The following is a 19,416-nucleotide window of genomic DNA, read 5'->3' as shown; positions in this document are numbered from 1 at the left end:
ATTCTCCTCCTCGAATCGTCCGTGTCGCATCGCTATTTCCAGGATAGGCCGGACATATGTTGACGTCCCAGATACATTCCGACAAGTTTCTTTTCAGCATAAAGATATGAGGGAGTGTCATATGAACATCCGGCATCTGGATCATTTCCTGGCGGTGCTCAATTGCGGCAGTTTAAGCCGCGCGGCGGAGAAAACCGGCATCAGCCAATCGGGCCTGACGAAGAGCATCCGCGCGCTGGAGGATCTGGTCGCCATGCCGCTCCTGGAGCGGCAGTCGCGGGGCATGCGGCCGAACCCCCAGGGCGAGGCGCTCGCGCATCGCGCGCGCCTGATCGTCGCCCAGTGGCGGGAGGCCCGGCGGGAGCTGGAGGCGCTGCGCGACGGGGCGGCCGGAAGGCTCACCATCGGCGCCGGTCCGTCCTGGATGCGCCGCGGCCTGCCCGAGGCGATCGCCCAGCTGCTGCAGGCATCGCCGGGCGCCGAGGTCAAGGTGACCGGCGGCTTCGACGCTCAGCTCATCGAAGCGCTGAAGCAGGGGGAATACGACCTCATCATCGCCGCCTGCGAGGAGGCGCGCCACGACAGGGCGCTCGAGGTAGTTCCGCTGACGCGCGACCGTCAGTCCGTCATCGCGCGGCGGGGGCATCCGCTGGCCGCTCGCTCGGACCTCGCCATCGCCGATCTCGCGGATGCGGGATGGGCGCTGCCCAGCAGGCGGATGGCGCAGCGCCAGCGCTTCAACGCCATCTTCGCCTATAACGGTTTGCACGAGCCCGTGCCCGCAATCGAATCCGATTCCATCGCCTTCATCTTCGAGGTCGTCAAGAAGACTGATCTCCTGAGCTTCGCCACCAGCTCCATCTTCAAGCCCTCGGCCAAGGACGAGATTGTGAGCCTCGAGGTCGCCGGGATAGGCTGGGAGCGGCACGCCGGCATTATCATGCGGGCGGACGAGGCACGCAGCATGCTGGCGGAAATGCTGACGCGCCGTCTGTTCGATGTTGCGGCTGAAATGCGGGTCAACTGACGCAGAATTCCTTCTGGAGCCGAAGTGGCCGGTCTGGACACGCAAGGCCAGGGGCCGTGCGCCCGACCTGACGATCACGGAACGCTGGCGGGTCCGGCGCAACCCTGGCCCGGCTCGGCGACATGGCGTTATCTCCACGGCACGTGCCACATTCCTGAGCCTGTCATCCGAAAGGCCATTGCCACAAACGTCTTGCGCGAAGGCCCGAAGGGCAGCATGTGGGCCGGCCACACCGATCACGCCAGCCAGGTGACGGGCTGGGAGGAGCGCGTCCCGATTGGCGCGGCTTCGCGTCCGGAGGCGCCAAGATGCTGTTCTGTCTCGGCCGGCCCCATGGGCACCGGCTCTGCGTTACCGAGGCGGCGATCGATGCCATGAGCCTTGCGTCGATCGAGACTATCCGACGGGATACAATGTACGTCAGCACTGGCGGCGGCTGGTCGCCGGCGACTGACCGCGCAATTCGCCTTTTGGGCGAGCGGCCGGACGTATGGCTTGTCGCGGCCACCGATGCCAATCCGCAGGGTGAGGCATTTGTGTCGCGGCTGCACGAGCTCGCCAGTAAACTCGCCGTAAGCATACGGTGAGGACCGCGGTGTCCCGCATTTGTAGGAGCTGGCGATCAGCCTGCGTGATCGATCTGATCCTTTATGATCTCGCGAAGTGCTTCGATGCCTTCGAATGTGAAGGCGAGGAAGTCGACATCATCGACATCATGGATCCACAGCTTGCCGTCTTCGGGCTCGAGCTGATCCGAGAGATCCCACAGCAGCTCTTCGTCGCGGTCCAGGATTTGCGCCGCGCGGCGGATCGTGAAGACGTGGCTGACGGCTGCCATAACTACACTGCCCGCTTATTCCACGCCCAAGGCAGCAGTTCAGGAAGCCGGCTTTGCGGCGTGTCGGCGATGCGGGCAAGCACGTCGGCCAGCCAGGCCTGCGGGTCGACGTCGTTGAGCCTCGCCGTCATGATCAGCGTCGTCATGGCCGCGGCACGCATGGCGCCGCGCTCGGAGCCGGCGAACAGCCACGATTTGCGGCCGAGGGCGAAGCCCCGCAGCGCCCGCTCGGCGGCGTTGTTGGTCAGGCAGATCCGGCCGTCTTCGAGGAACCGGGCAAAGCGGTCCCAGCGCCTCAGCATGTAGTCGATCGGCTTGGCGACCGAGGCCGAGCGCGAGAGGCGGGAGCGCTCCTGGCGCAGCCACGCTTCGAGCTCCGTTAGCAGCAACGCGCTTCTTTCCTCACGGGCTTCAAGCCGCTGCTCGGCACTCAGGCCGTTGATCGCGCGCTCGATGTCAAACAGTGCGTCGATGCGCTTTACCGCTTCCAGGGCGATCGGCGAGATAGTGGGCGCTTGCCTGCCGCGGCGCGCGTTGGCAGCGATGTCAGCCAGCTCGAAGAACTGGCGCCGCGCATGGGCCCAACACAGCGCTGGCGTTATCGCTCCCTGCGCCCGCGCGGGATCGTAAAGCGTGTTGTATCCGCTATAGGCGTCGGCCTGCAGAATGCCGGTGAAGGTCTTGAGATGGCGCTCCGGATGCTCCTGTCGCCGATCCCGGGAGGCGTAATAAAGGGCCGCCGGCGGAGCAGTCCCGCCGAAGGGCCGATCATCGCGCACATAGGTCCAGATATGGCCGGTGGTGGTCTTGCCCTTGGCCAGGATCGGCACCGTCGTGTCGTCGCCGTGCAGTCGTTCGGCGGCCAGCACATGCCCCTCGATCAACGCATGCAGCGGCTCAAGGGCAAAGGTACAGGCGCCGACCTGGTCGGCCAGCGTCGATACGGAGAGATCGATGCCTTCGCGCCGGTAGCGCTCGCTCTGCCTTGTTCAGTGGTTGATGCTGGCCAAACTTCTCGAACAGGATTGTTGCCAGGAGATTAGGGCCGGCAAAGCCGCGCGGGGTGGCGTGGAAAGGCGCCGGCGCCTGCGTGATCTTCTCGCACTCCCGGCAGGTGAACTTCTCGCGCACTGTCTGGATCACCTTCCACTGGCGGGGGATCACCTCCAGCGTCTCGGTGATGTCCTCGCCCAGCTTCGACAGCTTGGCCGAGCCGCAGCACGGACAATTCTCCGGCGCGGCGATGACGACCCGCTCGCGCAGCAGGTGTTCGGGAAAGGGTTTGCGCGCGGGCCGTTTTCGTTGAAAGGACTGGACCGTCTGCGCCTGCGCCGCTGCCTGGCTTGCCGCCAGTTCGTCTTCGCTCGCGGCCGTCTCCAAATTCTCCAGCTGCAGTTCCATCTGCTCAAGCAGCCGCGCCTTGCGCTCAGAGCGGCTGCCGTAGAGCTCGCGGCGCAGCTTTTCGATCTCGAGCTTGAGATGCGCGATCAGCGCTTCCCGACTGGACAAGTCGGCCTGCGCATTGGCCGCCGCGGCCTCAACGTCGGCCATGCAAATTGCCGGTCATCGCCGTGCTCCAATGCTCTCATTGAGAGCAAAGATTGCAATTTGGAGTCTCTGAAACAAGGGGGATGACAAAGTGAAAGAAACCCGGCTGCCGCATGCCCGCCGGCCGCCTCAAGGGTGACGCTTCGTCGGATGATCTCGTCATAGTCCTTCATACCGAAGAGCTTGAGCGCGCCCATCATGGCGAGAATGTCGATGCGTTCCATCAGACGACCCTCCTCAGAAGGTCATGGCGGCCGCACGGTCTCTCGCGCCGGCGCGCCAGGATGTTAGTGAAGAAATCGGCCGAGCAGGTGCCCTTCGCGCAGCGCTTCCGCGCAGGCGGCTTCGACCGTCGGCATCTCGTCGCTCAGCACGGCCGACAGGATGCTCACCATCTGCCGGTCGCCGTCGCCGAGACGGGCGAGCCTGCACTGCACCCGATCCAAGCTGGTCGGCAAAACCCATTCCTTGAATGGTCGGCCGTGAAGAATCCGGAAGCCACTGATATTTCGTAGAAAAAGGCTGCAGTGTTGGTTTCGAGATTGCAGGAAACAGCCTGGTTGTGGGTCGTTTCCTTGCAATTCCAGTTTGTGATTTTCCTGCGTGGCGAAGCGTGATTCACTGCCTTTATCGCGGTGAATCGGAGAGCTAGGTGTTCAGTTCCGGCATTTGATGGATTGGGTCGAGGATGAATCGATCCGGCTCTGAAGTCCATCGTTTGCAGATGAACTCGTAAGGTGTGAGGCCTTTGAGCGTCTTCAGCCTTCGCCCGAAGTTGTATGCGTCGATGAAGTCCTGAAGATGCCGGCGCAGTTGGTCATGATTGTCGTAGTGGAAGCGCTTGACAGTCGCCTCCTTGATGGTCCGGTTCATCCGTTCCACCTGTCCGTTCGTCCACGGATGGTTGATTTTGGTGAGCCTGTGTTCGATGCCGTTGTCGTCGCAGACCCGGTCGAAGATGTGGTGGAACGCATATTTGTGACGGGCGTGGTTGGTGAACTGGATGCCGTTGTCGGTCAGTACGGTGTGGATGGTGTAGGGCACCGCCGCGACGAGATCGCGCAGGAACTGCGCCGCAATCATCTTGCCGGCTTTGAGATGGAGTTGGGCGAAAGCGAACTTTGATGTCCGGTCGATGGCCACGAACAGATAGAGCTTGCCCTCAGCCGTCTGCACCTCTGCGATGTCGATGTGGAAGTAGCCGATCGGATAGCTCTTGAACTTCTTCCGGACTGGCTTGTCGCCTTCGACATCGGGCAGCCGCGAGATGCCATGACGCTCCAGACAGCGATGCAACGATGATCGGGACAGATGCGGGATCGTCGCCTGAAGGGCATAGAGGCAGTCATCGAGCGGCAGCAGCGTATGCTTGCGGAAGGCGACGATGACGGCCTCATCCTCCAGCGATAGCACCGTGGAATGCGGTTCCTTCGGCCCGGTCGGCAAATCGGCAACCGATGTGCGCTTTTTCCATTTCGCCACAGTCTTCTGGTTGATCCCGTAGCGCCTGGCCAGTGTCCTCAGGCTCTCTTGACCATGTTGTATCGCTCGACGGACTGCCGCTGTCGTCGTGGCGCTCCCGTGGTGAACTTGTCCCATAGTGCCTCCTTCCATTCATGGGAAAAGATTGCACCATCAAAATGCGGGATTAAACACCTAGGCGATGGGCAAACCACACGAGCTGGTGCGGTTGACGCAGGCCATCGACTGGCCGGTGCTGGAAGAGCGTTTCGGCGCGGTCTATTCCGACGGGCAGGGCATGCCGCCTTTGCCGACACGGCTGATGGCCCGGCTAGCGATCCTCAAGCACACCTTCGACCTGTCGGATGAGGCACTGTGTGAGCGCTGGAACGAGAACCCCTGTTTTCGTGCGCCTCGGGCGCATGTGTCTGGAATGCTTAAGAGAAAGGAGGAAATGAACGAAAGCCGTGCCTTCTGCTGTGAGGGGGCGTGAGCCCTAGCGGCGGTGACCTGCGGTCAACTGGCAGGGTGACGTAGCCCGCAGGTAAAGGGGATTGAGGCGAAAGCCGTTACGCCAAGAAGGTCTCCAAGGCTGGAGCATTGGAAGGTTGAGGAACACGAACCGGTTAATCCGCATCCGAGGGCTGAAGGGGTTATCGAGCTGCTCTGGCGATTTCTGAAGGCAGGCCACATTGACCGTGGTCTGTTCAGGGCATCAAGTGAAGGTGTTTCGCAAGGTGGGGTTCTCTCACCGTGCCTTTCCAACACCATGCTCCACGAGTTCGATGCTTGGCTGGAAGCGAAATACCTGAACCGTAAAGATCGCTGGGCATGGAACTTCGGGATCCAGTAGGAAATCCCCATTGCGGTTCGCGAGAACCGGCAATGGAAACGGCTGTCGCCTACTGTCGCTTTGCCGATGACTTTGTCGTCATCGTCAAGGGTACCAGGGCACATGCCGAGGCCATCCGCGCGGAATGGCGGCCTTTCTGGAAGGCCATCTGAAACTGACGTTGAATATGGATAAAGCCGATATCACCCACGTCGACGATGGCTTCATCTTCCTCGGGCACCGGATTATCCGCAAGCGGGGATCGAGTGGACGCATGTCCGTGGTCACGACAATACCGACGCGCTCTCCGGCAATCATCATACAGCCGCGGTGGACATGATCGCTACCCTCACGCGCTTCCTACTCCACAATACCTGTGCGGCGAGGAGTTCTTCCAGCACGAACTGCCGTTTGACCGCTCCTCGATGACGCGCTGGCGTCAGCGCATGGGCGAGGAGCGGATCACGGCCCTGCTGCAGGAAAGCCTTGCGGTGGCAGTGAAGACTGGCACGATGAAGCCGCAGGACACGCGGCGGACCCACGCGCCCTACGAGTTCGGCGTCAAAGTCTCGGTCGCCACCACGCTGAAGCGCTCGAAGGGCGGCCAGTTCGCTCTGCACGCCATGGCCCTTCCCGGCAACCCCTATGACGGCCATACGCTGGGAACGGTCATCCCCGCGATACAAGACAGCGTCGGCGCCGAGATCGAGCGCATCCTCGCCGACGCCGGCTACCGCGGCCAAAACGCGCCGCAAAGCCACAGGTTCAGGGTCTTCGCCGTAGGCCAGAAGCGTCGCGTGACGCCGGCCATCTAGCGCCAGATGCGACGACGATCCGCCGTCGAGCCGGTGATCGGCCATATCAAGAGCGAACACAGGATGGGCCGCAACTACCTCGCCCACGCCCAGGGCAATGCCATCAACGCCATCCTGGCCGCCGCCGGCTACAACTTCTCTCTCCTGCTCAGGTGGTTGAAGGACTTTTTATCGTTCTTGATAGCTGTGCTTCAATTCCGGCCGAAGCAGGCCGTCGCTTAAAACCCGGATTGTTCACGATCGACTTGAAGGGGCGCCGTTGCGCAGCACACCCCAGTTTGCGGGCCAGATCCGTCCACGGCGCGGTGGCTCGGCCTGGATCCAGGATGCGATATTGCTGATAGGTTGGCTCTAACAGACTTCGATTACGTTCGAGGAGCTTCCTCGCCCAGAAAATGGACGCGCCGTAAGGCGCTAGTCGCCACACGTGCCTCTTCCTCGCTGCTGAGACGGACAGCGTGAGAGTAACTGGAACCTGCGCCAGTGTAGCCCGCGCCCGTGTGGATGACCCGCCAAGTGCTTCAGTGCTGCGCTCCATGTGTTTCATACATTCCGCTTGGCTGCTTCCTTCGGGAGGAACGCAGCGTCAGACTTGAGCTCCCCTGCCAGCAGTTGGGTTGCCGGTTACAACGGGTTCGAAGCGAACGCGATGTCGATTGCGAATGAACGGGCTTCGCCGGCATTGATTGGCGGCGACGGCTCGTTGGCGCCGTCGGGAAGGCGGCCGATGCTGCAGGGCTCGATGGACAACACGCCGCGATGTGGTCGTAGATCCCGCCAAAGCTGGAGCCATGGCAGTGTGTCAGTGCGCCAGCGAAAGGCGATCGCAGCTCCGCGGTGGGCCAAGACGACGTGACAAACGGCCCATCCAGCAGACGCGCGATGAAGCGTTGGGGTCTGGGGCTTTGACTCCGGCGGCGAGAGCGGACCGACGACACGGTTCCCGTCCAGAAGCACCTGGGTGCCGTTGCGTACCGCGGGATAGCCGAGATTGAAATGATAAAGCGCGAGCACCGCGGCAGGGTCGGGACCGATGATCTCGACACGATCGCGGATGCGGATTGTCGCTCCCCCGATCGGAGCCTCAATCCGCCGGCGCAGCCGATATCCGTAACCACCATGGCGCCAACATGTCGCCTCGCCCTCGCAACGGAGGATAGGCTCCTCCGCATCCCAGTTCTCGCCGAAACTCAACAGCCGGGCCGGGGTGAATGGCGCCGAACCGTGGAGCGGCAACCCGTCAACCGGCTGGCGGATATGATCGAAGCCGCAGGTGTTGAGAAAGCCTCCGAAGCCATGCTCGAACACGCGCTGATCGCCCCCCGACACATCCACGGGCCGCATCCCCGCCGGGCTCTGCCAAGCGATCTGGCTGCCGTGCCACGAAAGCGCGGCAATATCGAGCATGCGGCCCGGCACCACCCAGAAGTCCAGTCCGCCTCCGGTGGAAAAGACGAGCGCCTCGACCCCGGCTTCGGGCCCGTCCATGAGCGTAACGCGGCGCAAACTGGCGACCTGTTTGAGATCGCCGACGAGGCTGCGAAGGACTGAAGGTGCCGGAAGCATGCTCAGGCAATATCCGGACGCGTGGAATACGGAGCGAACCTTGCTCCCTCCTGAGGACATTCAACCGCCGGTGACGCGCTCGCCCGAAGAATCGAACAGGTGCCAGCCGTCGGCCAGAGCTTTGACATGAAGTGTCTCTCCCGTGTGAAGCGTCTCGGCTACAGCCTGAAAGTCGGCCGCAATCTTGACCGTTAGATCGCCCATTGGGCTTTTCCCGAATGCATAGGTATCGGAACCGGTGTATTCGACCGCTCCCACCACCATCGGCACGCTGCCCTCCAGTGGTTCGCGCGCTATATCGAAACCCTCGGGACGGATGCCAAGCGTATAGCCACCGGCGGCCACGCCCGCAAGCGAGGCGGACTCCGACCCGCGCGACCTAAGAACGAGCTGTTCGAACCAGGCCGTGCCGTTGTCGAACCACAGCTTTCCTTCCATCATGTTGATCTCGGGAGAGCCGATGAAGCTGGCGACGAAGGTGTTGCGCGGCCTCTCGTATATTTCACGCGGAGAACCAACCTGCTGGATACGCCCCTTCTCAAGCAGCACGATGCGGTCGGCCATCGTCATGGCCTCGATCTGATCATGCGTGACGAAGATGGAGGTCGCGCCCAACTTTTCGTGCAGCTCACGCAGTTCGATACGGGTTCTGGCGCGCAGTTTCGCATCCAGGTTGGAGAGCGGCTCGTCGAAGAGGAATACCCGCGGCTGACGCACGATTGCCCGGCCCATCGCCACGCGCTGCCTCTGTCCGCCGGACAGTTGTCCGGGCTTGCGGTGCTCAAGCCCCTCTAGGGACAGCATTCGCACCGACTCGGTCAGCCGCTCGCCGATCGTGGTCTTGTCCATGCCGCGCATGCGCAGCGCAAATGTCATGTTCTCCGCGACCGTCATATGCGGGTAAAGCGCGTAGGATTGGAACACCATCGCCATGTCGCGGTCGCCCGGATCGCGTTGCGTGACGTCCTCCCCCTCTACGCTGACGGTGCCGGCACCGATGCTTTCCAGTCCCGCGATCATCCTCAGCAGCGTGGATTTGCCGCTGCCCGAGGGACCGACCAGCACGACAAACTCGCCCGAGCGAATATCGAGGTCGAGCGACGGGATGACCTCGACGCTCCCGTAGGACTTTTTCAGGCCTCTCAGCGAAACGTTAGACATCGACATCCCCGTCGCGGCGCAAGGGCGCCAGTTTCATATTGCTCATTTCACCGCTCCCGCAAGCAGGCCGCGCACGATGAAGTTCTGCCCGACCAATATGAGAAGCAGCGCGGGCATGATCGACAAAAGCGTTCCGGCCGCCATCTCGCCGTAGCGTATGTCGTATTCCTGGGCGAAGGTGGCAATCGCCACCGGAACAGTCATCGTGTCGCGCGACGTCAAAGTGAGCGAGATGGCGAAGTCGCTCCATGAGAAGATGAAGGTGAGCGCGGTAGCCGCGATCATGCCGCCGCGCACGAGCGGAAAGACGATGCGCCAGAACACCTGGGCATAGGTACAGCCGTCCATCCGCGCTGCCTGGATGAGCTCGCGCGGCAACGCGCCGACAAAGCTGACCATGAGGAACAGCGCCATCGGTAGGTTGTGCACGGCATGCGTCATGATGACAGCGAAATAGGTGCCGTGCAGCCCTATCGAAGAGTACATCAGGTACCACGATCCGACAAAGGTCAGCGTCGGCAGCATGTGGAACAGAAGCGCCCACCCAAGTATCGCCCAACGGACCCACGGTTTCACCTCCAGGTAGGCAAGGGTAAACGCCGCCATCGTGGCGGCGATGATCACAATGGCTGTCGACACGACGCCGATCAGCGCGCTGTTGAACAGATTCGCCAGGAAATCCGACTGGCGGGAGAAAAGCAGTTCCTGGAAGTTCATCCAGGTAAAAGGCGACAGGGTGGCGCCCGTAATGATGTCGATCTTGAACTTGAAAGCGTTGGAAAGCACCCACAATGTCGGCCCCAGTATCATCAGGGCATAGCCCCAGACGACCGAATTGGCGAGCAGACCTCCGACACGGCTCCGGTTCATGTCGCGGCCTCCCGTCTCGACGCCCGCCGCTGCACGAAGGCGCGGGCGAGAATAATGATGAGGCTGATGGAAAACAGCGTCACGACCGACATCGCGGCACCGTAGCCGACCTGGTCCTGCCGGAAGAATGTTCTGTATATCGAGAAGTTCACGACTTCCGTCGCGGTTCCGGGGCCCCCGGACGTCAGGAGGTAGACCTCGTCGAAGACTTTGAACGAGAGGATGACGCGAAAGAGCAGCGTGATGGCGATGGTCGGCAGCATCATCGGCATAATGACATGGCGGATCTGCTGCCAGCGGCTCACGGTGTCGATGCGCGCCGCTTCCAGCACCTCCCCGTCGAGGGATTCGAGACCGGCCAGCATCAGCAGGAAGACGAAAGGCGTCCAGTGCCAGATATCGACGAAAATGACCGATGCCAGCGCAAGGTCCGGATCGCCCAGCCAGTCCACCGGGCCGAGGCCAAAGAAACCCAGCAGCGTGTTCGCCAGTCCGAACTCGCGACCCATGATCAGCCGCCACATCGTTCCGATCACGATCGGCGGCACCACGATCGGCAGGAGGAAGATGCCCGTCAGCAATGCGCGGCCATAGGAACCGGCGGTTTTCACCGCCAGAGCCATCGAAAAGCCGAGGATCATCTGGCCGCTGACTGCTACGACCGCGAAAACGATATTGTTTCGCACGCCGGCCCAGAAGACAGTCTCCTGCGAAAATAGCCGTCGGAAGTTCTCCATGCCTACGAAATCGAATCGCGCCGCGCCGTCTTGCCATTCGACGTGAAAAAAGCTCAGGCCGAGCAGATTGACGACAGGGAACGCCGTGAGCACGATGAAGAACGCGGCGACAGGCAAGAGGGAAACGACCACCCATCGCCGGTTACGCCGGGCCTTCTCGTCGAGTCCTGCAGGGGCCATCGTTTGTCCAGTCCGATCCGAGAGTGGCGCCGGCAGAGGCCGGCGCCTTGTGCGATCACAGGTCCGGCAGCTTCGAGACCGTGAAGCCGGCCCGCTCCAGAACGCCTGCCAGATCGGCGGCTGCCTGGTTTAGCGCCTGCACTTGCGTGAGTTCCCCAATGACCGCACGGTTGAAGCTCAGCGCCATGGCGTCGGACGCTTCGGCGGCGCTGGCGAAGGGCAGCCCCATCACCGCATGTCGCGCATTCTGGGAATAGGCCTCGATGAAGCGGAAGGCGGCTTCGTCGCCGAGATCGGCACCCGTGATGTCGCCGCGGACCGGGACGCCGCCGGCGCGGACATAGTCGACCTGCCGTTCCTTCTGGGCAAACCAGTCGAGGAAGGCGAGCGCCGCCTTCTGCTTTTCCGGGGCGACATTCTTCGGAATGCCGGCGACCCAGTGGCCCGCGCTCGACGCAATCATGCCGTCCGGTCCGGCAGGAAGCAGCGCCGCATTGATTTTGCCGACGACGCGCGAGGCGTTGGGGTCTTCGAGTTGTCCCCAGGCGGCAATAACCGCGATCGCCTGCGCGCCCTTGCCGGTCGCCATCAACTGGATCAGTTCACCTTGCGCGATGTTGCCGGGTCCGGGAGGGCCGGCCTCGGTCGCGATTTTGACGTATGTCTCGAGCGCCTTCAGCCCTTCCGGGCTGTTGAGCGTGACCTCCGCCTGGTCGGGGCCGGTGATGCGGAAGAACGCGGCATCATGGCTGAACAGATAGGGCGTGAAATTGTACACGATTGAATCGCGCGCCGCCCGCGGCACGAATCCGTAATACTCCCCGCCCTCCTGGATGGCCTTAGCGTTTGCGAAAAGGTCGTCCCAGGTCTTCGGTGGCTTGAGACCAAACTGCTCATAGATCTCGGTATTGTAATAGAGCACCTGGACATTGCCGTTAACCGGAACGCCCATGAGCGCACCATCAGATGAGAAGGTGGCGGCCGAAGCGTCCCAGTTGGTGGTGTTGCCATATGAAAGCACGCCTTCCGGCAGCTGATAGTTCGCCTCGATCTCGCCAAGTGGCGCCAGGAAGCCTCCGGAATAAATTTCGGAAAGCCAAAGCGAATTTACGTTCACGATGTCGTATGAACCCTGCGAGGCCCGCACCGAGTTGCGTATCTTCTCGAGTAGCCCGCCGAACGGCGTAACGTCGAGTTCCACCCGGTTGCCGGTTTCCTCCTCGTATTGATCGACCATTGCAACGAATGAGTCTAGCCAGGGCGACTGGTTGATTGCCATTGAAATCGTCGGCTGGTCCTGGGCCGAGGCAGCACCTGCCCCGGCCGACATCAAAAGCGCGGCCACCAGAGTACGGCATACGCGCTGCCGGTTCTTGATTCTCGTTGCGGCATACATGGTCATTTCCTCCCTTGCATTGGTGAGGTTGAGGTGAACTGATCGAGCGACATCCAGGCGAAATATTCCGGCGGCGCGTCATGCTCTCCAAGGATGCGGACGATCGCGTCCCTGAGCCGGGCCTCGACGGCCGGGTTCTGTATGGGCCTCAACTGGTTGGGGTCGCTCGCATTGTGATAGGTTGCGGACTCGAAGGCTCCGAACTTCGTTCCGTCCAATCCCGGGGGGCGTCGGGCCTCGTTGAGAGCGTCGTAGCGAAGCAGCTTCTGCCCCTTGGTAAAATCGAACGGTCCGGCAAGCGAGGCCGTCCTGAGCTCGTTGTGATTGAAGAAGCCGGTCATGTGGGTCGGCATCAGCGTGTACTCGCCCAACTGCTCGTCGAACAGGTCCTGGGGATAACGGAAATAGCTGTATTCGCCATCCGTTGCGCCGATCGGCCCGCCGAACATGCCGAAAATGACCGCTTCCGGCCCCTGCCCTCCATCCAAGATTGGCAACAATGAACGGCCAGTCACTTCCGGCGGGCACGGCTTGCCGAAGATGTCGAGCATTGTCGGCATCAAGTCCGTTGTCTGCGTGAGCTCGCCGACCCGAGTGCCCGCCCGACTGGCGAAGTGCGGGTGATGGACGATCAGCGGGAGATGCGAAATCTCCTCGTAGTAGGGTGTCAGGTTCTTGCCCCACCAATCGTGCTCGCTGAGCAGGAAACCGTGGTCGGTGGTCAGGATCAGGCAGGTGTCCGACCACAGGTCATGCCCGTCGAAGTAGTCCAGAAGCTTGCCGAAATACGCATCGCACATCGCCACCAAGGCGGCATAGTTGGCACGGATCTCGGCAATCTCCAGTTCACTCTCGCGAACTGGCGCGTATTTCGGCCAGTCGAGGATCGGCCCGTTGTAGGATGTCCGGTAGGCGTCCTTGTACCTGTCCGGCGCATGAAACGGCTCGTGCGGATCGAAGCACTCCAGATGAAGCATCCAGTTGTCGGCGCCCCGGTTGTCGTCGAGGAATCTGAACGCCCGCTGGAAGCACTGAGGTCCTGGATACTCCTCCTCCAACCTGATCTTTTCCCGGTTGATCTGATGCTGCCGACGCTTCGGTTCGGTCGGGACGTTGTAGTGCCGGTCAGAATACATCTCTTTGAAGCGCTCGATCGGCGGTTCCACCAGTGCAATCCAGGGATCGTATTCCTGCCCGCGAACAAATTCCCAGGTGCTGTAGCGGCTGTGATAGGTCGCGCCGCCATCCTCGAAATAATGGAAGTGGTCGGAGATGAGATGGGTATAAACACCGGCCGACTTCAGTATCTCCGGCATCGAATTGTCGAACGGCTCCAACGGCCCCCACGACCGGTGCATGAAGTTCAGGCGGCCGGTGTGGATGTCGCGCCTGGCCGGCATGCAGGGCAGCGATCCGACATAATGCTTGTCGAATGTAACCGCACGCCGCGCAAAACGGTCGAAATTCGGCGTGGCTATCTGCTTTCCATCATAGCACCCGAGCGCGGTGCGGTTCAGTGAATCGAAAAGCACGAAGACTGCGCGCATGAACACCTCCTGTACGATCATCCTAGACAATCGGGCGGATGGCGGGTAATTCTTACGGAGATATTCGATATAACTTGGATCTATGGATCAGATTTGGCGCCTCAAACACTTCCTTGCGGTTGCCGAGGTCGGCAGCGTCCAAGGTGCCGCTCGCAGTCTGCACATTAGTCAGCCTGCCCTCTCCAAGTCGCTTCGGTTGCTTGAGGAGCATCTGCAGACGGCGCTCTTCGATCGCTCGGCCAGGGGCGTGGTCCTGACGCCGATGGGAGAGGCGTTCTACCGGCGGGCACGGGAGATCCAATCCGAGTGGGACAGTTCACTGATCGAACTCAGCGCGACTCGCGATGGCGCGCGCGGGGAACTGCGCATCGGGATGGGACCAACCTACCAGGCCGTCTTCATGCGGCGTGTCCTGGCCCGGCTCGCGCGCGATTATCCCAACCTGCGCGTGTCCGTTCGCACGGGCGTCGGCGCGCTGCTCATTCCGGCGCTGCAGGCGGGCGAAATCAGCCTCTATGCCGGCGGTTTGGGGTCGTATGAAGAATACCCCGGAGAAGGCCTGCAAGAGGTTTTCCTCTACAACCAGTCGAACTGCATCGTCGCGTCGAGGGACAGCGACCTAAGCGCGCGGGACGAGGTCGCGGTTGATGATCTAGCCAAACATCCCTGGGTCATGTTGAGTTACGACAGCATCGCGATAGAGCGGATCGGCCGGCTCTTCCGGTCGGCGGGGCTGGCGCCGCCGCAGTCGACCGTCTCCACCCAATCCCTGAATCTGGCTATTGAACTCGTGCGTAAGGACGGTTTTCTTACCAGTCTCCCGCGTCCCTTGGTGCATCCGAACATTAATCCGGAGGTGTGCCCGCTCTATGTCAGCACATACGACTGGACGATCAGAAGCGGCGTGACCTACCGCAGTTCCATGCGCTCGCTCGAACCGGTGAAAGCCATACTCGAGATGCTGAAGCAGGATGTCGCCCAGTTGGGCTTCGCTTAAAAGTCTTAGAGACAATTAATTTTAGAGTTCCAGGTTTTGAGGTTCTTCCTCACTTGGTGTGGTTCATTCGCCGTTAGCGAGGTTGTCGCTTGTGCGGCCACCCGAACCGTCTTTGGGCTTGACGCTCTTCATCGAGCGCCCACGCCTCGATCAGCGTGCCGTGGACCGAAAAATGATCACTCGACAGAAGCCGCTTCACCCTTGGTGGGGTGCATGTGAAGCGCCGCCGTGATGGCCAAGGGTGCATAAACACCTCTCCAGTCGCTACAAGCGCCGTTTTTGAGCCATGGGGGAACTATAGTGACTGAAAGGTCAGTCAGCAAGCCTTACGGTCCACGATTTACACTCGACTTCGAACGGGTAGCGCGAACCCGCGGCATCCCTTTTCAGCTGCCGCAAGATGGTGCCCTCGGAAGCAATGATCGACCTTTGCCTAGCCACTTGGCTGAGCTAAGCTCTTCCGATTCCCGGTCAGCTATCGAAAGGCGTTGATCTACGTATCGATCGAATGAGTAGCTCATGAACATTCCAATCAGCCACAGGAAGGAAACTGTCCGAGCGTACGCAACGGACACGAAGCGCAACTGCTGTGCTCTGCCGCAGCGGCATGTAAATGCCACGTCGGCAGAGCAGAAAGGTGGTACTTCCTCGTTTCCCCCCGGGCGACCCGCAAACGTAATCCGCGTTTGCGGTGGCAGGAGTTTTGTCGGGACGAATGCACCGAAAATACCTGAGGATGGGGAAGGGCCCGAGCGTGCCGTAGTACTTACCGATTTCGCACTGGAGGCCGAAACGGTAACCGTGAGACGGTTTGCTGAATTCATCGAGGCGACCGGCTATGTCACAGAGGCCGAGCGTTTCGGTTGGTCGGCTGTGTTTTTTGGCGACGCCGATCATCTCAAGGCGGCCCGGGCTGCCGGAGCAGAACTGCCATGGTGGCATCGGGTGGACGGTGCTTGCTGGCGACAACCTGAAGGACCGGGAAGTTGCGTCGACGAACGCCAGGATCATCCAGTGACACAAGTCTCATGGAACGACGCCATTGCTTTTGCCACCTGGGTTGGCGGGCGCTTGCCGAGCGAAGCTGAATGGGAACATGCGGCGCGAGGTGGGAGCCTGCGCCGGCGCTTCCCCTGGGGAGACAAGGAGCCGGATGACACGACCATTTTTTGTAATATCTGGCAGGGCCGATTTCCTGAAGAGAATACGGTCTGTGATGGCTATGAGCGCACCGCGCCAGTCAGGAGTTTTGAGCCCAATGACTTGGGATTCTACAACATGTGCGGCAATGTCTGGGAATGGACGAAAGATGCTTTCCGGCTGCGTTCAATATCCAGGCGCGCCAAGGAACGCAATGCGCAGGCACTTGCCCGTTCGGAAAAGGTTCTGAAAGGCGGCTCTTTCCTTTGCCATGCGAGTTACTGCTATCGCTATCGGATCGCCGCCCGTATGGCACTCTCGCCCGACAGCGCGGCCAGCAATGTGGGTTTCAGAGTAACCTACGAAGTCCGTTAGCGGGCGGATAGAGAAGGAGGTAAACTGGCCCTCCTCGCGTGGGGCGTCACAGCTTCTGGTCGTAAGCGCTCGCGAGCAGGATAAGCATAAGGTGGGGACCGCGGTGTCCCGCGTTTGAAGGGGCTGGCGATCAGCCTGCGCGATCGATCTGATATAAGCAGCCTGGTGCCGGGCGAGACAAATTCATCGGCGTCAACGAAGGTGCTGTCGATCACGCCGTCGAAGTTCGCTCGGATTTCGCGCTTCGCCAGGTCGATGCGCTTCTGTTCGATCTGCGCGGTCAATGCTTCGATCTGTGCGCCAAGCGTGGCGATCTGCCGTTCAAGCACGCCGAGCTGGGCCTCGTCCGCCTCGACCACCTGCTGCGCCGCGCGAACTACCCGCTGGCGCCGATCACTATCGGCATGTTGGTGTGGAGGGCCCCCGCACGGCATCGATGTGCCAGAATGAGGTCGTTGAAGATCTCAAGCAAAGGGGACCGTCCGTGGAACAGATTAGTCTCCTCAACCGACATGTTTCGAACGGTGCCGGCAGAAGCAACGCAGAAGTCGCCGGAGCTGGCGATCCGGGACATCCGAGGACGCATCAGCGCGGCAAACGGGACTGCCAGCAACAGTAGCGGCGAACCCTTATTTCGGCGGTAGGGCGGCCTCCTAAAAACGGCGCAGGCTCACGCCCTCCTAGTTTTAATTTAGAAGCGATAGCGAAGGCCGAAGGTGCTCGCGTTGGATCCTTCGCCCAAATCGCCGAATACTCCGTCAGCGCCGGACCTATGGTGAAGCTGATAGACGAACTCGACATGCGGAGCCTGCCGAAGTCTGAACGCGACTTCAGGCCCGAGGAATCCCAGAAAGCTTGCGTCGCCGTCGTAGTGGATTTCGCGCTCGCGCTCGATCTCCGTCGGTCCGGTAACGACGCTCAAGCCGGCCGTAAATCCCGGCGCGATTGCCAGGTCGCCAATCACCAAGCCGCGGTGGCGGATTCGTAATCCGGTCCAAAGCTCTCCGGTAGTATCGTCATCATCGCCAAAACGGATCGCCGCACCTGCTACGCCGCCAAAGACAAAACCTGCCCCGAGATCTTTGAAATCGCGGCCATAGATGCCGCCGATCATGAAATTGTCGGTGTAGTCGGTGTCCCAGAATTGAACGACGCTGCCGAAAGAGCCGTCGGCAAAGACGCCGCCGAAGACATGGACATCGTTCTTCGCGTTTGGCACTTCGGGGCTGATGAACGGGTCTTCAGTCGCGAAATAGATGAAAGGATCGTTTTCGCCCGCATGAGCTGCGATCACCGACACCGTCAGAAAGGCCGCAGTGAGGCTGGCTTTGATGCCGCTCATTGAATTCCCCCGAATCACACGGTCGAACGCACAGCCAATTTGATATCTATGGGGCGCCGTTGTCACAACCCTGTTTTTGGGGGCTCATCATCGAGACGATCATTTCGCCGGGGAGATTGGGGGCTGAGGCGGAGCGGAAACCACAAGCAAGACTGACCCGGCGACACGCTGGTGACGCGATCCCCAGGCAGTGGGATCCCCCTACCTGAGGGCGCAAGGAAAAGGAAAAACAACAGCGCTTCTGCCGCCCTTGCAGACGATTACCATGTAGCTACGTGGTGGCCCATCGTGCCGGTGAGATCGTTGTGGGCCATTCTGCAATCGTAGGACGATGTCACGGCTGCCGAGGGCGACGATGTTTGAGCAGCCGCCATGATTAGGCCAAGAGTGCATAAACGCCTCTCCGTAGCTACAAGCGCCATCGTTTTCCAAGCCAGGAGAGGCCGTTCCGTTGAAGTGATCTCCGGGTCCGCTCAGTCCAGCGTGTGGCTGAACCGGTTGACAGCTACCGCCATGGAGACAAGGGTGAACAGGGCGAGGGTGCCAAGGGGTATCGCCAGATGTGATAGGTCAGCTCCTTTCAACATGATGCCGCGAACCATCCTGAGACAATGGGTCATTGGGAGGGTCTCGCCGATCCGTTGGGCCCAGTCGGGCATGCCGCGAAACGGAAAGATGAACTCGGATCGAAGCGTGATGGGCAGAAAGAGGAAGACCGACATCTGGATCGCCTAAAGCTGGTTGGCGGCGAGTGCGACACGCAGATTCCAGCCGCCTGACAACTCGCCAGCAAGCCGGTTCGCCCGGTTCTCAGTCCGAGACGACGCTATGCATCCCCTGCTGCTCCTCGCGGATTGTCGCGCTCGTCGCGCTCGTGAATGCGGGCGAAAACTCAAGGTTCGGATCGAGAGATCCTCATAAAGGGGCGAATAGGGCGAATCTCCCTTTCGCCCAGGGAATCAAGGATCAGCGGAGGCCGAAACACCTCAATGATTCACCCCGTCCCGCTGTGGTATTAGTACGTTTAATGTTGACAAAACATTCTGATCGTACTATATCGTCGGCATGACCGAGCAAGATAACCCCGTGCAAGACTTTGTCGAAACGATAGGCCTGCGGTTCCAGGACCAGCAGATGCCGCGCATCGCCGGCCGTCTGTTCGGGCTGCTGCTGGTCGAGGGCGGTCCGTTCAGCTTCGGCGAGCTGGCCGATCGTCTTCAGGTCAGCCGGGGGAGCATCAGCACAAATGCCCGGCTGCTCGACGATCTCGGACTGATCGAGCGTGTGGCGAAGCCGGGTGACCGGCAGGACTATTATCGCATCGCGCCCGAGGGGCTGGTCAGCCTCTTCCGGAAGCAGCTCGCGAAATTGAGGTGGTCCGGCGAGTATTACCGGAGCACCGCCGAGCAGCTTCCCGATCACATGCACCAGGCCAAGCGCCGTCTGATTGTGGCCGCAACTTATGCGCAAAAGGCCGCTGAAGGCCTCGAACGCGGCCTGGCTGAGGCTGAGGCGATCCAGGAAGAGCAGAGCGTAGCCTAACCCGACGAGATCAAAGCTGCCCCTGGTAGTGGGGCCGAATCT

General features: G+C 61.0%; 17 protein-coding genes and 6 pseudogenes. 8 read left to right on the top strand and 15 right to left on the bottom strand.

Annotation, left to right across the window (positions count from 1 at the left end):
* Positions 1–121: 121 nt before the first annotated feature.
* Positions 122–1,027: a LysR family transcriptional regulator gene (locus PVE73_RS26040; RefSeq protein ID WP_261522816.1), complete on the top strand. Its 906-nt coding sequence runs from the start codon at positions 122–124 to the stop codon at positions 1,025–1,027.
* 28 nt (positions 1,028–1,055) lie between these two features.
* Positions 1,056–1,614, top strand: a pseudogene (locus tag PVE73_RS26035) (DUF3991 and TOPRIM domain-containing protein); the annotation flags it as partial.
* 35 nt (positions 1,615–1,649) lie between these two features.
* On the opposite strand, the gene PVE73_RS26030 reads toward PVE73_RS26035, so the two are convergent.
* The 5 genes and pseudogenes from PVE73_RS26030 to PVE73_RS26010 all read right to left on the bottom strand — a co-directional run bounded on the left by PVE73_RS26030 (position 1,650) and on the right by PVE73_RS26010 (position 5,012).
* On the bottom strand, positions 1,650–1,865 hold the full coding sequence (locus tag PVE73_RS26030; RefSeq protein ID WP_261522817.1) for a hypothetical protein: 216 nt from the start codon (positions 1,863–1,865) through the stop codon (positions 1,650–1,652).
* Positions 1,866–1,867: 2 nt separating this feature from the next.
* A protein-coding gene (locus PVE73_RS26025) for an IS66 family transposase (RefSeq protein WP_261522818.1) occupies positions 1,868–3,416 on the bottom strand; the annotation gives its coding sequence in 2 pieces (ribosomal slippage) (positions 1,868–2,851 and positions 2,853–3,416; 1,548 coding nt in all).
* The gene (locus PVE73_RS26020; protein WP_261522819.1) at positions 3,353–3,637 is read right to left on the bottom strand and encodes a hypothetical protein; all 285 of its coding nucleotides are present in this window, start codon (positions 3,635–3,637) and stop codon (positions 3,353–3,355) included. The genes PVE73_RS26025 and PVE73_RS26020 overlap by 64 nt, the downstream gene beginning before the upstream one ends.
* 41 nt (positions 3,638–3,678) lie before the next feature.
* Positions 3,679–3,895, bottom strand: a pseudogene (locus tag PVE73_RS26015) (IS21 family transposase); the annotation flags it as partial.
* A gap of 166 nt (positions 3,896–4,061) precedes the next feature.
* Positions 4,062–5,012: an IS481 family transposase gene (locus PVE73_RS26010; protein WP_261522820.1), complete on the bottom strand. Its 951-nt coding sequence runs from the start codon at positions 5,010–5,012 to the stop codon at positions 4,062–4,064.
* 76 nt (positions 5,013–5,088) lie between these two features.
* Here PVE73_RS26010 and PVE73_RS26005 point away from each other — a divergent pair.
* The 3 pseudogenes from PVE73_RS26005 to PVE73_RS25995 all read left to right on the top strand — a co-directional run.
* Positions 5,089–5,283 (top strand): annotated as a pseudogene (locus tag PVE73_RS26005) (transposase); the annotation flags it as partial.
* A gap of 246 nt (positions 5,284–5,529) precedes the next feature.
* Positions 5,530–6,004, top strand: a pseudogene (locus PVE73_RS26000) (reverse transcriptase/maturase family protein); the annotation flags it as partial.
* Between the two features lie 70 nt (positions 6,005–6,074).
* A pseudogene (locus tag PVE73_RS25995) lies at positions 6,075–6,743 on the top strand (transposase); the annotation flags it as partial.
* Positions 6,744–7,145: 402 nt separating this feature from the next.
* Here the strand turns inward: PVE73_RS25995 and PVE73_RS25990 are convergent.
* The 6 genes from PVE73_RS25990 to PVE73_RS25965 are packed head-to-tail and all read right to left on the bottom strand — an operon-like array spanning position 7,146 to position 13,978.
* The gene (locus tag PVE73_RS25990) at positions 7,146–8,087 is read right to left on the bottom strand and encodes a DUF4432 family protein (protein ID WP_261522891.1); all 942 of its coding nucleotides are present in this window, start codon (positions 8,085–8,087) and stop codon (positions 7,146–7,148) included.
* Positions 8,088–8,147: 60 nt separating this feature from the next.
* Positions 8,148–9,248, bottom strand: coding sequence for a sn-glycerol-3-phosphate ABC transporter ATP-binding protein UgpC (gene ugpC / locus PVE73_RS25985; protein ID WP_277367711.1), 1,101 nt, complete (start codon positions 9,246–9,248; stop codon positions 8,148–8,150).
* Positions 9,249–9,290: 42 nt separating this feature from the next.
* A complete protein-coding gene (locus tag PVE73_RS25980) occupies positions 9,291–10,118 on the bottom strand; it encodes a carbohydrate ABC transporter permease (RefSeq protein ID WP_261522889.1) in 828 nt (275 codons plus the stop codon).
* Positions 10,115–11,035 carry a sugar ABC transporter permease gene (locus PVE73_RS25975; RefSeq protein ID WP_261522888.1) on the bottom strand — a complete coding sequence of 307 codons (921 nt, stop codon included), beginning with the start codon at positions 11,033–11,035 and terminating at the stop codon, positions 10,115–10,117. Before PVE73_RS25975 ends, PVE73_RS25980 begins: the two co-directional genes overlap by 4 nt.
* Positions 11,036–11,090: 55 nt before the next feature.
* Positions 11,091–12,431 carry an extracellular solute-binding protein gene (locus tag PVE73_RS25970; RefSeq protein ID WP_261522887.1) on the bottom strand — a complete coding sequence of 447 codons (1,341 nt, stop codon included), beginning with the start codon at positions 12,429–12,431 and terminating at the stop codon, positions 11,091–11,093.
* Positions 12,432–12,433: 2 nt separating this feature from the next.
* Positions 12,434–13,978: a sulfatase gene (locus tag PVE73_RS25965; protein ID WP_277367710.1), complete on the bottom strand. Its 1,545-nt coding sequence runs from the start codon at positions 13,976–13,978 to the stop codon at positions 12,434–12,436.
* A gap of 82 nt (positions 13,979–14,060) precedes the next feature.
* On the opposite strand from PVE73_RS25965, the gene PVE73_RS25960 reads away from it, so the two are divergent.
* Positions 14,061–14,975 carry a LysR family transcriptional regulator gene (locus PVE73_RS25960; protein ID WP_277367709.1) on the top strand — a complete coding sequence of 305 codons (915 nt, stop codon included), beginning with the start codon at positions 14,061–14,063 and terminating at the stop codon, positions 14,973–14,975.
* Between the two features lie 99 nt (positions 14,976–15,074).
* Here the strand turns inward: PVE73_RS25960 and PVE73_RS25955 are convergent.
* A pseudogene (locus PVE73_RS25955) lies at positions 15,075–15,180 on the bottom strand (IS5/IS1182 family transposase); the annotation flags it as partial.
* Between the two features lie 314 nt (positions 15,181–15,494).
* On the opposite strand from PVE73_RS25955, the gene PVE73_RS25950 reads away from it, so the two are divergent.
* Positions 15,495–16,490 carry a formylglycine-generating enzyme family protein gene (locus PVE73_RS25950; RefSeq protein WP_277367708.1) on the top strand — a complete coding sequence of 332 codons (996 nt, stop codon included), beginning with the start codon at positions 15,495–15,497 and terminating at the stop codon, positions 16,488–16,490.
* Here the strand turns inward: PVE73_RS25950 and PVE73_RS25945 are convergent.
* The 3 genes from PVE73_RS25945 to PVE73_RS25935 form a co-directional block, all read right to left on the bottom strand.
* Positions 16,487–16,849 (bottom strand): hypothetical protein, encoded by a 363-nt coding sequence (locus tag PVE73_RS25945; protein ID WP_261522831.1) that lies wholly within the window; start codon positions 16,847–16,849, stop codon positions 16,487–16,489. The two genes, PVE73_RS25950 and PVE73_RS25945, sit on opposite strands and share 4 nt — an antisense overlap.
* Before the next feature lie 332 nt (positions 16,850–17,181).
* On the bottom strand, positions 17,182–17,832 hold the full coding sequence (locus tag PVE73_RS25940; protein WP_261522830.1) for a hypothetical protein: 651 nt from the start codon (positions 17,830–17,832) through the stop codon (positions 17,182–17,184).
* Positions 17,833–18,305: 473 nt separating this feature from the next.
* Positions 18,306–18,554: a hypothetical protein gene (locus PVE73_RS25935; RefSeq protein ID WP_261522829.1), complete on the bottom strand. Its 249-nt coding sequence runs from the start codon at positions 18,552–18,554 to the stop codon at positions 18,306–18,308.
* A 343-nt stretch (positions 18,555–18,897) separates the two neighbouring features.
* Here PVE73_RS25935 and PVE73_RS25930 point away from each other — a divergent pair, with 343 nt between their 5' ends.
* Positions 18,898–19,374 carry a MarR family transcriptional regulator gene (locus tag PVE73_RS25930; protein ID WP_261522828.1) on the top strand — a complete coding sequence of 159 codons (477 nt, stop codon included), beginning with the start codon at positions 18,898–18,900 and terminating at the stop codon, positions 19,372–19,374.
* Positions 19,375–19,416: the final 42 nt, after the last annotated feature.

The sequence above is a fragment of the Chelativorans sp. AA-79 genome (assembly GCF_029457495.1).
Lineage (GTDB): Bacteria > Pseudomonadota > Alphaproteobacteria > Rhizobiales > Rhizobiaceae > Chelativorans.
Note: the sequence above shows the minus strand (reverse complement) of the source record. Positions and strands in the feature narration are given on the sequence as shown.

What these genes read in the sequence shown, in the direction of transcription:
- PVE73_RS25965 (WP_277367710.1), bottom strand. Translation starts at nt 13,978, where the DNA reads ATGCGCGCAGTCTTCGTGCTTTTCGATTCACTGAACCGCACCGCGCTC.
- PVE73_RS26030 (WP_261522817.1), bottom strand. Translation starts at nt 1,865, where the DNA reads ATGGCAGCCGTCAGCCACGTCTTCACGATCCGCCGCGCGGCGCAAATC.
- PVE73_RS25950 (WP_277367708.1), top strand. Translation starts at nt 15,495, where the DNA reads ATGAACATTCCAATCAGCCACAGGAAGGAAACTGTCCGAGCGTACGCA.
- PVE73_RS26020 (WP_261522819.1), bottom strand. Translation starts at nt 3,637, where the DNA reads ATGGAACGCATCGACATTCTCGCCATGATGGGCGCGCTCAAGCTCTTC.
- PVE73_RS25975 (WP_261522888.1), bottom strand. Translation starts at nt 11,035, where the DNA reads ATGGCCCCTGCAGGACTCGACGAGAAGGCCCGGCGTAACCGGCGATGG.
- PVE73_RS25990 (WP_261522891.1), bottom strand. Translation starts at nt 8,087, where the DNA reads ATGCTTCCGGCACCTTCAGTCCTTCGCAGCCTCGTCGGCGATCTCAAA.
- PVE73_RS26010 (WP_261522820.1), bottom strand. Translation starts at nt 5,012, where the DNA reads ATGGGACAAGTTCACCACGGGAGCGCCACGACGACAGCGGCAGTCCGT.
- PVE73_RS25960 (WP_277367709.1), top strand. Translation starts at nt 14,061, where the DNA reads ATGGATCAGATTTGGCGCCTCAAACACTTCCTTGCGGTTGCCGAGGTC.
- ugpC (WP_277367711.1), bottom strand. Translation starts at nt 9,248, where the DNA reads ATGTCTAACGTTTCGCTGAGAGGCCTGAAAAAGTCCTACGGGAGCGTC.
- PVE73_RS25935 (WP_261522829.1), bottom strand. Translation starts at nt 18,554, where the DNA reads ATGTCGGTCTTCCTCTTTCTGCCCATCACGCTTCGATCCGAGTTCATC.
- PVE73_RS25940 (WP_261522830.1), bottom strand. Translation starts at nt 17,832, where the DNA reads ATGAGCGGCATCAAAGCCAGCCTCACTGCGGCCTTTCTGACGGTGTCG.
- PVE73_RS25930 (WP_261522828.1), top strand. Translation starts at nt 18,898, where the DNA reads ATGACCGAGCAAGATAACCCCGTGCAAGACTTTGTCGAAACGATAGGC.
- PVE73_RS25970 (WP_261522887.1), bottom strand. Translation starts at nt 12,431, where the DNA reads ATGTATGCCGCAACGAGAATCAAGAACCGGCAGCGCGTATGCCGTACT.
- PVE73_RS25980 (WP_261522889.1), bottom strand. Translation starts at nt 10,118, where the DNA reads ATGAACCGGAGCCGTGTCGGAGGTCTGCTCGCCAATTCGGTCGTCTGG.
- PVE73_RS26040 (WP_261522816.1), top strand. Translation starts at nt 122, where the DNA reads ATGAACATCCGGCATCTGGATCATTTCCTGGCGGTGCTCAATTGCGGC.